The sequence below is a fragment of the Pusillimonas minor genome (assembly GCF_014237865.1).
GTDB classification, from domain to species: domain Bacteria; phylum Pseudomonadota; class Gammaproteobacteria; order Burkholderiales; family Burkholderiaceae_B; genus Neopusillimonas; species Neopusillimonas minor.
Map to the genome: position 1 here is coordinate 60,238 of NZ_JACJUU010000012.1, position 10,605 is coordinate 70,842.

General features: G+C 58.3%; 9 protein-coding genes and 1 tRNA gene. 8 read left to right on the forward strand and 2 right to left on the reverse strand.

Annotation, left to right across the window (positions count from 1 at the left end; genetic code table 11):
* Positions 1 to 51 precede the first annotated feature (51 nt).
* A complete protein-coding gene (locus GTU67_RS12865; protein WP_185780465.1) occupies positions 52 to 1,896 on the forward strand; it encodes an ABC transporter ATP-binding protein in 1,845 nt (614 codons plus the stop codon).
* Between the two features lie 23 nt (positions 1,897 to 1,919).
* Here the strand turns inward: GTU67_RS12865 and GTU67_RS12870 are convergent, their stop codons facing one another.
* Together GTU67_RS12870 and GTU67_RS12875 are read right to left on the reverse strand one after the other, a co-directional pair.
* Entirely contained in the window at positions 1,920 to 3,041 is a 1,122-nt protein-coding gene (locus GTU67_RS12870; RefSeq protein WP_185780466.1) for an anhydro-N-acetylmuramic acid kinase, read from the reverse strand.
* A gap of 57 nt (positions 3,042 to 3,098) precedes the next feature.
* Positions 3,099 to 4,475 (reverse strand): M23 family metallopeptidase, encoded by a 1,377-nt coding sequence (locus GTU67_RS12875; protein WP_249417712.1) that lies wholly within the window; start codon positions 4,473 to 4,475, stop codon positions 3,099 to 3,101.
* Between the two features lie 196 nt (positions 4,476 to 4,671).
* Here GTU67_RS12875 and tyrS point away from each other — a divergent pair, with 196 nt between their 5' ends.
* The 7 genes from tyrS to GTU67_RS12910 all read left to right on the forward strand — a co-directional run bounded on the left by tyrS (position 4,672) and on the right by GTU67_RS12910 (position 10,465).
* Complete coding sequence (gene tyrS / locus GTU67_RS12880; protein ID WP_185780468.1) at positions 4,672 to 5,898, forward strand: tyrosine--tRNA ligase; 1,227 nt, start codon at positions 4,672 to 4,674, stop codon at positions 5,896 to 5,898.
* Positions 5,899 to 5,973: 75 nt separating this feature from the next.
* Positions 5,974 to 6,606: a YbhB/YbcL family Raf kinase inhibitor-like protein gene (locus tag GTU67_RS12885; RefSeq protein ID WP_185780469.1), complete on the forward strand. Its 633-nt coding sequence runs from the start codon at positions 5,974 to 5,976 to the stop codon at positions 6,604 to 6,606.
* Between the two features lie 65 nt (positions 6,607 to 6,671).
* A complete protein-coding gene (gene glyA, locus GTU67_RS12890) occupies positions 6,672 to 7,916 on the forward strand; it encodes a serine hydroxymethyltransferase (RefSeq protein WP_185780470.1) in 1,245 nt (414 codons plus the stop codon).
* Between the two features lie 51 nt (positions 7,917 to 7,967).
* On the forward strand, positions 7,968 to 8,453 hold the full coding sequence (nrdR, locus tag GTU67_RS12895) for a transcriptional regulator NrdR (RefSeq protein ID WP_185780471.1): 486 nt from the start codon (positions 7,968 to 7,970) through the stop codon (positions 8,451 to 8,453).
* On the forward strand, positions 8,453 to 9,649 hold the full coding sequence (ribD, locus tag GTU67_RS12900; RefSeq protein WP_249417713.1) for a bifunctional diaminohydroxyphosphoribosylaminopyrimidine deaminase/5-amino-6-(5-phosphoribosylamino)uracil reductase RibD: 1,197 nt from the start codon (positions 8,453 to 8,455) through the stop codon (positions 9,647 to 9,649). The genes nrdR and ribD overlap by 1 nt, the downstream gene beginning before the upstream one ends.
* Before the next feature lie 15 nt (positions 9,650 to 9,664).
* Positions 9,665 to 10,285, forward strand: a complete 621-nt coding sequence (locus tag GTU67_RS12905) for a riboflavin synthase (RefSeq protein ID WP_185780472.1) — start codon at positions 9,665 to 9,667, stop codon at positions 10,283 to 10,285.
* A gap of 89 nt (positions 10,286 to 10,374) precedes the next feature.
* A tRNA-Ser gene (locus GTU67_RS12910) sits at positions 10,375 to 10,465 on the forward strand.
* Positions 10,466 to 10,605: the final 140 nt, after the last annotated feature.

Genomic DNA, 10,605 nt, shown 5'->3' on the forward strand with positions numbered 1-10,605 from the left:
CCCTGTTCCTTACGGACCAGGGCTCTTTGTTTTATTCAAGGGCATGCCACCATGAAACCCGATGTGTTTGGCCGTATCGAAGGCCTGCTTGATCCATTTCCGCCCGATGCGGTGCCTGTGCCTCCCAAGGGGCTGCTGTCGTTTTTGTGGGCGTGCACGCGGGGCGCGCGTGGCTATATTGCCTGGCTGGCGGTATTCAGTGCGGCCGTGTCCATCTACGAAGCCTGGCTGTTTGCGTTCTTGGGCCAGGTGGTCGACTACCTGGCGGTATGGCAAACCAACGGCCCGGTATCGGCCCACGAGCGCAGTGTGCTGTGGGGTATTGGCATTGTGCTGGTCACCAGTATTGTGCTGGTTGCCTTGCGCACTATGGTGCAGCACCAGGCGTTGGCTATTAATTTGCCATTACGTTTGCGTTGGGATTTCCACCGCCTCATGCTGCGACAAAGCTTGTCGTTCTTTGCCGACGAGTTCGCCGGCCGGGTGACAACCAAAGTCATGCAGACGGCACTGGCGGTCCGCGATGTGTTGTTGACGTTCTGTGAAATTGTGGTGGGCATGGGGGTGTACTTTGTCACCATTATTGCCCTGGCCGGCAGTTTCGACTTGCGCCTGATGCTGCCGTTTGTGGGCTGGATCATTCTGTACACCCTGGCTATGTTTTATTTTGTGCCGCGTCTGGGCAAGGTCGGGCAAGAGCAGGCGCATGCCCGGTCATCCATGACGGGTCGCATTACCGACGCCTATTCCAATATCACCACGGTCAAGCTGTTTTCACACACGCGGCGCGAGGCCCAGTTTGCGCGAGCCGCCATGGAAGATTTCAAACTGACGGGTTACCGGCAAATGCGCCTGGTCAGTCAGTTTGAAATTGTTAACCAGGCGCTGGTGGTGGGACTGATTTTGGCCGCAGGGGGTTACACCCTGGCCTTGTGGCATGCCAACGAAGTGGGTACGGGGGCGGTGGCTGCGGTAACCGCCATGGCGCTACGCATTAATGGCATGTCGCACTGGATCATGTGGCAAATGGCGTCGTTATTTGAAAACATCGGCACGGTACAAGACGGCATTGCCACGCTAACGCACCCGCCCAAAGTACAAGACAAGCCCGGGGCGCCGGCGCTGCAGGTCAAACAAGGTGACGTCACGTTCGACAGCGTTTCGTTTAACTACAACGGCGAGCGACAAGTGTTCGATGGCCTGAACCTGCGCGTCAAGCCAGGCGAAAAAATCGGCCTGGTCGGTCGGTCCGGCGCGGGTAAGTCCACGCTCATCAGTTTGTTGTTGCGCTTTTACGATGTCGACGCGGGCCAGATCCGGATCGACGGTCAGGATATTGCCCAGGTCAGCCAGGACAGTCTGCGCAGCGCCATTGGTATGGTTACGCAAGACACCTCTTTGTTACACCGGTCTATTCGCGACAATATTGCGTATGGCCGCCCGGACGCGACCGACGCCGATGTGCTGGTGGCGGCGCGTCGTGCCCAGGCCGACACCTTTATTGATCAGTTAAGTGACCCCAAAGGCAACCACGGCTTCGACACGCTGGTTGGCGAGCGCGGGGTTAAGTTGTCGGGCGGACAGCGCCAGCGCATTGCCATTGCGCGTGTCATGCTTAAAAACGCGCCCATATTGCTGCTGGACGAAGCAACCAGTGCGCTGGACTCGGAAGTCGAGCAGGCCATCCAGGAAAGCCTGAACGAAATCATGGAAGGCAAGACGGTGATTGCTATTGCGCACCGCTTGTCGACGATTGCCGCGCTGGACCGCCTGATTGTGCTGGACGACGGCAAGATTATTGAAGAAGGCAGCCACGCCGAACTGCTGAAAAAGAACGGTGTGTATGCGCGGCTGTGGCAGCACCAGAGCGGCGGATTTTTGGCGCAAGAGGATTGACCTGCGTACTGCCTACCAATCGTTTAAGCCTTGTGCAAACAGCCCAGTATGGTGGCCCGTCGGGCCCCGGTGACCGATGGGTGGCCGGCCGGGTGGTTATTAACGTACGCCCACGCCAGCCAGGCAAATGCCAGTGCCTCGACGTCTTGCACGGGTACGCCAACATGGCTGGTGGCGTGTACCGGGCAGTCAAGGCGTTCACGCAGGGCGGTCATCAGGGCGTCATTCAGGGCGCCTCCCCCACACACCAAAAGCTCTTGGGTTTGGCTGGCATGGGCGCCTACGGCATCGGCCACGGTTGTCGCCGTCAGGGCCAACAGTGTGGCTTGTATGTCGGCATCGCGCAGCGTTTGCTGCGGGTGCTTCGCCTGCCAGGCGTTTAGCCGGGCTGTAAGCCAGGCATGGTTGAACAGGTCGCGGCCGGTTGATTTTGGCGGAGGCAGGCTAAACCACGGGTCGTCGAGCAGCAGGGTTAATAACTGGGGGTTGACCGTACCGCTGGCCGCCCATTGCCCCTTGTGGTCATAGGGCTGGCCGGTTTTCAGGTGACACCAAAGGTCTATTAGCACGTTAGCCGGGCCGGTGTCGAACCCGCGAACAGGTTGCCCGGGCTCGAGGATGGTGATGTTGGCGATGCCGCCCAGGTTGAGTACGGTGCGGGGGTAAGCCGACGAAAACAAGGCCTGGTGAAAGGCAGGTACCAGGGGCGCACCATGGCCGCCTGCCGCAACGTCGCGGGTGCGAAAGTCGGCAACGACGTCAATGTGGGTAAGTTCAGCGAGCAGGGCAGGTGCATTTAGTTGCACGGTGTAGCCGGCAAGGGGGTCGTGCCTGACAGTTTGGCCGTGGGCGCCAATGGCCACAACTTGCCCGGCGTCAATGCCGGCCTGGTCAATTAGTGTGCTGCATACCCGGGCATATTGCCTTACCAGCTGGTTAGCGGCATTGGCACTGCGCACCAGTTCGTCGGGCCCGCTGATGTTAAGTTCCAGCAGGGTTTGGCGCAGTTCGGCAGGTAAGGGCAGCGATGCGCTGGCCAGCGTGCGGGGCTGGTTTGGGTGACTGAAGTCGGCCAGCACGCCGTCGATGCCGTCGGTGCTGGTGCCCGACATCAGGCCAATGTAACAGGCGGGGGTTTCAACCATAAAAAGTAACCGCTGAAATGAAAACCCCACCGCGACGGGTGGGGTGTTTGCCTTGGCTTATTCGGCGCTGGCCAATTTGACCTCGGCATCTTCGGCACTGCTGCCTTCGTCTTGCAAGGCCGCCAGCAACTGGAAGTGGCTTTGGAAGCTGTCGAGTTTTGACTGGAATGCGGCCAATTGCTTGGGCGTTAGCACTTTGGCTACGGGCAGGTCGACTGACAGCGGGTCGACAGGTTTACCGCCAACGCGGAATTCGTAGTGCAAGTGCGGCCCTGTCGCCCAGCCGGTAGACCCGACATACCCAATAAGCTGGCCCTGCTCGACCCGGTCACCTTTGCTAAGGCCGTCGGCAAAGCGACTTTGGTGGGCGTAATAGGTGGAAATGTTGTTGCCATGCTTGAGGATGACGATCTTGCCAAAACCATTTTGGTTGCCGATGAAGTCGACAACGCCGTCGGCGGTGGCATGGATAGGCGTACCGGTGGGCGCAGCGTAGTCGACGCCGTTATGGCCCCGCCAACTGCCGTGTACCGGATGGCGTCGCATGCCAAATGTAGAACTGACGCGAGAGAACTTGAGGGCCGAGCGCAAGAAAGCGCCCTTCAGGCTTTTGCCGTCGAAGTCGTAATAGCCGCCTGATTCGCCTTCGGGTTGGAACCAGACTGCATCGTAGGTCTTGTTGCCGTTGTTGAACTCGAGCGCCAAAACTCGGCCTGAGCCGACTTCTTTACCTTCGTGCGAGTGTGTTTCGTAAACGATGCGAAAGCGATCGCCCTTGCGCAGGTCGCGCATGAAGTCGATTTTGCTACCCAGAATTTCGGCCATTTGAAAAGTAATGGCGTCGGGGATGTTGGCTGCGTCCGTGGCGCCAAACAGCGAATGGGTGATTTCGCCTTCGGCAATACGCATTTGGGTTTCGGTGGCTTCGGCTTGTTCTAGCGCAGTAAAGCCGTTGTTGCCGTCGGGGCGTACTTCAAGCCATTTGGAAACGAATTCGTTGCCGTCGCGTGTACCGGGCGTATGGTAATAACGCAGCCACTGCAACCCGCCTTGCGCATCCAGGGCGGCCTGTACAGTGCGGCCTGGGTAAAGCTTGTAAATAGAGCGCGCGTCTTCGTTTTGGACCAAAAACTGCTGCAAGTTGGCTTCTTGAACGTTAAGGCGCTGCAGTACGGCAGCCAGCGTGTCGCCGGACCGAATGCGCGTTTCGTCGATGAACGGAGACTGTTCGAGGGCGACTTCGGGCAAGGTGGGAAGCGTGCTGGGCAAGCTAAGCGTTTGCCGCGCTTGATATACTGCAGGAGGTGCCGCTTCGGTAATGGGCTTGACCACCGCCAGCGCGCCGGCTGTAGCAAAAAGGCCAAGGGCCACAAGCACCAGGCCGCCGGTAATATAGTGATGCGTGGGTTTGTCGGTTGGCTGTTTTTTTGACATGTTTGGCATGTTAACGGCCCGTGTTTGGCCCGCAGATTTCCTGTTACTGAACATTGCGTGTCAACCTGGTTGGCAATTGCAAAAATAAGCCCGTGGTTAGTTTGCAACGCACACCGCTTTAATTAACACGGTATGCTATCGCATTGCTTGACTATTTTCGAGCATTTTTTCATTTTTTCTTATCTACGGTTGTTATATGTCGTCGCCAGAAGTTGTCATTACCCCCGAAATTGAAGCAGATTTGCGCGTAGTTAAGCGAGGATGCGACGAATTGTTGGTAGAGAGCGAATTTGTAAAAAAGCTCGCCCGCAGTCGTGCCACCGGTCAGCCGTTACGCATCAAGCTGGGCCTCGACCCCACCGCGCCCGACATCCATTTGGGGCACACGGTGGTGTTGAACAAAATGCGTCAGTTGCAAGACCTGGGGCACACCGTCATATTTCTTATCGGCGACTTCACCTCCATGATTGGCGACCCCAGCGGCCGTAACGCCACACGCCCGCCGCTTACGGCCGAACAGATCCAGGAAAACGCCAAAACCTATTACGCTCAGGCCAGCTTGGTGCTCGATCCGTCCAAAACCGAAATTCGCTATAACTCCGAGTGGTGCGACCCGCTTGGCGCGCGCGGCATGATTCAACTGGCGTCTCGCTATACCGTGGCGCGCATGATGGAGCGCGAAGACTTCACCCGCCGCTTCAAGCAGGGCATTCCTATTTCGGTGCACGAGTTTCTGTACCCGCTGATGCAGGGCTACGATTCGGTCGCCCTCAAGGCCGACCTCGAATTGGGCGGTACCGACCAGAAGTTCAATTTGCTGGTGGGGCGCGAGCTGCAAAAAGAATACGGTCAAGAGCCGCAGTGCATTTTGACCATGCCGCTGCTTGAAGGCACGGACGGCGTCGACAAAATGTCGAAGTCCAAAGGCAACTACATCGGTATCACCGAAACGCCCGACAGCATGTTCGGCAAGCTCATGTCTATTTCCGACACGCTCATGTGGCGTTATTTCGAGCTCCTGTCGTTCCGAACCCAAGACGAAATTGCCCTGCTGCAAAAGGCCGTGAACGATGGCGCCAATCCGCGTGACACCAAAGTGTTGCTGGCCCAAGAAATCGTGGGTCGTTTCCATTCCGAGAAAGACGCCCACGAAGCCCTGGCGCGTTTCGAGGCGCGGTTCCGCGATGGCGTTATCCCAGAAGACATGCCTGAAGTTCAGTTGGCCGGGGCGCCGTTGGGCATTCTTAAAGTGCTGCGCGAAGCCGGTCTGGTGGCGTCCGGCGCCGAAGCCCAGCGGAATGTTGAGCAAGGCGGGGTTCGTGTCGATGGCGCGCGCATTGAAGACAAGGGCTTGCAGTTGCCGGCCGGCACCTATGTGGTGCAGGTGGGCAAGCGCAAGTTTGCCCGTGTCACGCTTGCTTAAATCCGGTCGCCAATTTTCGGTTGCGGCGCGCCAAATACTCTGTAGCATGATCCGGTCCAGCATTCAGGAGGCCTTATGAAACTGACCAGTAAATCTTTTGCCGACCAGCAGTTCATTCCGCAAGCTAACGCTTTCGGGAAAATCGACCCCGAATCGCATATTGCCCTCGCGGGTAACCGCAACCCTCATTTGGCTTGGGCCGACGTCCCCGAAGGCACAAAGTCTTTTGTCGTTATTTGTCACGACCCCGACGTGCCCAGCAAGGGTGATGACGTCAACCAAGAGGGGCGCGAAGTGCCGGCCAGTTTGCCGCGGGTCGATTTCTACCACTGGGTACTGGTCGATGTGGCCGGCTCGGTACGCGAAATTCCCGAAGGCGCCTATTCAGACGGCATTACGCCACGCGGCAAGGGCGGCCCTTTGGCGGTCCACGATACCCGCCAGGGTATTAATGACTACACCGGCTGGTTTGCGGCCGACCGCGACATGAGCGGCGATTACTTCGGCTACGATGGCCCGTGCCCGCCCTGGAACGACGCCATCGTGCATCGCTATGTGTTTACGGTATACGCCCTTGATATCGACCGCGTTCAGGTCGAGGGCCGTTTCACGGGCCCCGATGTCTTGCGAGCCATTCAGGGTCACGTGTTGGCGCAGGCGGCCATTACCGGTAAGTACACTTTAAACCCGGCGCTTGCCCCTGCTTAGGTTTATTACAGGCGGCCGGGTTAAAATGCCGCCTGACCTTTATTTCGCACTTCCTAGGATTCTTCATGTTTGACCGCTCGCGTACGCTTGATCACGTCGACCCCGAATTGTGGGCCGCCATTCAAAAGGAAAATGTTCGTCAGGAACAGCACATCGAACTGATTGCTTCCGAGAACTACACCAGCCCGGCTGTTATGCAGGCTCAGGGTACCCAACTGACCAACAAGTACGCCGAGGGTTACCCGGGCAAGCGTTACTACGGCGGTTGCGAGTACGTCGACATCGTCGAGCAATTGGCGATCGACCGTCTTAAAGAACTGTTCGGCGCAGAAGCCGCTAACGTGCAGCCCAACTCGGGTTCACAGGCGAACCAGGGCGTTTACATGGCGGTGCTTAAACCCGGCGACACGGTGTTGGGCATGAGCCTGGCCGAAGGCGGCCACCTTACACACGGCTCGCCGGTTAATGCATCGGGCAAGCTGTACAACTTTATTTCGTATGGCCTCGATGCCAACGAAGCCATCGACTACGACAAACTCGAAGAACTGGCCAAAACCCACAAGCCCAAGCTGGTGGTGGGTGGCGCGTCGGCCTATTCGCTGCGTATCGACTTTGAACGCATGGCCCGTATCGCACACGATAACGGCGCACTGTTCATGGTCGACATCGCCCACTACGCGGGCCTGGTTGCTGGTGGTGCATATCCCAATCCCTTCCCGCACGCCGACTTCGTCACCTCGACCACGCACAAATCGCTGCGCGGTCCACGTGGCGGCGTCATCATGATGAAAGCCGAATTCGAAAAAATCATCAATTCGGCGATTTTCCCTGGTATCCAGGGCGGCCCGTTAATGCACGTTATTGCCGGCAAGGCCGTGGCCTTCAAAGAAGCGCTTCAGCCTGAATTCAAAACTTACGCCGCACAGGTCGTTAAGAACGCCGACGTTCTGGCCCGTACGCTGGTCGAGCGCGGCCTGCGTATTGTTTCGGGTCGTACCGAAAGCCACGTGATGCTGGTCGACCTGCGTCCCAAGGGGATTACCGGCAAAGTGGCCGAAGCGGCCTTGGGTCAGGCGCATATTACGGTTAACAAAAACGCCATCCCCAACGACCCCGAAAAGCCCTTTGTCACCAGCGGTATTCGTTTGGGTACGCCTGCCATGACCACGCGCGGTTTCAAAGAAGCCGAAGCAGAACTCACTGGCCACCTGATTGCCGATGTGCTCGACAATCCTGAAAACGAAGCCGTCATTGCAGACGTGCGCGCACGCGTCAACGAACTGACCGCGCGTTTGCCGGTTTATCGTTAATCCCTCAAGGGTCAGGCCTGCCGTGTGTGTTGCGGCAGGCCGGTCAACACCATGAAATGCCCGTTCTGTAATGGTTCCGACACACAGGTCATCGACTCTCGCGTTTCCGAAGAGGGCGATACCATTCGTCGGCGTCGCCGTTGCACGGCTTGCGAACGGCGCTTCACCACCTACGAGCGGGTCGAGCTGTCGATGCCTGCGGTGGTCAAGCGAAACGGCACACGTACCGAATTCGACCTTGAAAAATTGCGCGGCAGCCTGAAGCTGGCGCTTCGCAAGCGGCCGGTCAGCACCGAACAGGTCGATGCGGCTGTGGCGCGCATCGAAGAAAACCTGCTGACCAGCGGTAAGCGCGAGGTTTCAACGGGTTATTTGGGCGAGCTGGTCATGAATGAACTGATCAAGCTGGATCAGGTGGCCTACGTGCGGTTTGCTTCGGTTTATAAAAGCTTCGAAGATATCAACGAATTCGTCAAAGCCATTGACGAAATCAAGGTCGAACCTGTCTCGGGCAGTCGCACCGCAAAGGGTGCCTGATGGCGGGCGGCGCTGGCGGGGTGCCCGCCTTGTTTCCGGCAACCGATGCCGATACTCACTGGATGCGTCAGGCCATTGCGCTGAGCGCCGGTGTGCTTTTCCTGACCAATCCTAATCCTCGTGTTGGTTGCGTAATCGTCAAAGACGGCCAAGTGGTGGCCTCGGGTGCAACCCAGGCCGTGGGTGGTCCGCATGCCGAAGTCATGGCGTTGCGGCAGGCTCAAGAACGGGGCGTCGACGTTGCCGGGTCTACGGTGTATGTCACGCTCGAGCCGTGCAGTCATTTTGGTCGCACGCCGCCGTGTGTCGATGCCCTGGTGGCCGCGCGGCCTGCGCGCGTAGTTATTGCCATGTCCGACCCCAATCCTTTGGTCAGTGGCCGTGGCGTGGCGCGGTTGCGCGCGGCGGGCATTGATGTTTCTGTGCCTGTGTGTGCCGACGAGGCGCTTGAATTAAACCCGGGGTTCGTGGCCCGCATGACGCGCAAAACGCCGTGGGTCTGGGTCAAGTCGGCGGCGTCGCTCGATGGGCAAACCGCGTTGGCTAACGGGGTGTCGCAATGGATTACGGGGCCGCAGGCACGGGCCGATGGCCACCATTGGCGGGCGCGTAGTTGCGTGGTGCTAACGGGCCTGGGTACGGTGCTGGCAGACGATCCGCAGCTAACAGTGCGCGAGGTCGATACGCGGCGTCAGCCGGTTCGTGCCGTGGTCGATACGCATTTTCAGGTACCCGAAACCGCGCGGTTGTTCGACGGCGGACGGGTGCTGGTGTTTACCTGCATGGTCAATCACGACAAGGCGCAGCGCTTGGCCGATCGCGGTGTTCAGGTGGTGGTGCTGCCCGAGCGCGATGGCCATGTCGATTTGATGGCAGTCATGCAGTGGTTGGGCGCCAACGAGTTCAACGAGGTTCATGTCGAAGCGGGTGCGCGTTTGCATGGCACGCTGCTGCAGGCGGACCTGGTCGACGAATTGCTGGTGTACTTTGCGCCTATGGTGTTGGGGCCCGGGCAGGGGATGTTCGCGCTGCCAGGACTAAGCGTTTTGGGCGGTGTCCAGCGTTATGATTTTTTGGCGCCGGTCACTATCGGCCCTGATTTACGTGTGCGTGCGCGTCGCGCAGATCGCTGGGCCAGGTTACTGGCGGCGGTGTCAACTGATTTATCGGGCGGGCACGTGGTGCCGGCTCTCTGATATAGGGTGTGATTTATGTTTACAGGTATTGTTGCAGCGGTTGGCAAGATTGTTGATGTTCAGCTCTTGAAGGCTGGCGAAGATGACGCGGGTGTGCGCCTGACGCTAGACGCGGGCGGGCTGCCACTAGAGCGTACGCGCTTGGGCGATTCAATCGCGATTCAAGGGGCGTGCATGACGGTAGTCGAGTTTACAGGCTCGACGTTCAAGGTCGATGTGTCTCGCGAGAGTCTGAACCGTACAGCAGGGCTGGATGCGATGGGCGAGGTGAATCTTGAGCATGCGTTGCGCATGGGCGATTCGCTGGACGGGCATCTGGTGTCGGGCCACGTCGATGGCTTGGGTGAGGTTGTACGGTTCGAGCCGGTGGGCGAGTCGTGGGATTTGCGGATTCAGGTGCCGGCCAGTTTGGCAAAGTATCTGGCCTACAAGGGTTCGATTACGGTGAACGGGGTGAGCCTGACGGTAAACCAGGTCGACGATGCGGCCGATGGTAGCTGCGAGATCCGGATCAACCTGATTCCGCATACGGTGCAGGTAACGACGCTGAAGCATTTGAAGGCGGGCAGCGCGGTGAACCTGGAAATTGACATGATTGCGCGTTATGTTGAGCGGATGGTCAGCAAGACGGTATAGGTTTTTGATTTTGCCGGATTTCTGTTAGAATGGCGGACTTCGCTTAGGTGGGGCTTTGTGCCTTGCCTGCCGGTAGTAGTAAGCGATTAGGACAGGTGGCCGAGCGGTTGAAGGCGCACGCCTGGAAAGCGTGTATACGTGAATAGCGTATCGGGGGTTCGAATCCCCCTCTGTCCGCCAATTAACCCCTGTAAGCGTTGGCTCTTCCCCATTATCGGGGGATACGCATTCACTAGACACGGTTAATCACACCGTTCCAACCGCACTGGGCCAAGACCCGCATGCGGTAATTTTCAAAGTTCCTGAATCCATAGGCACGG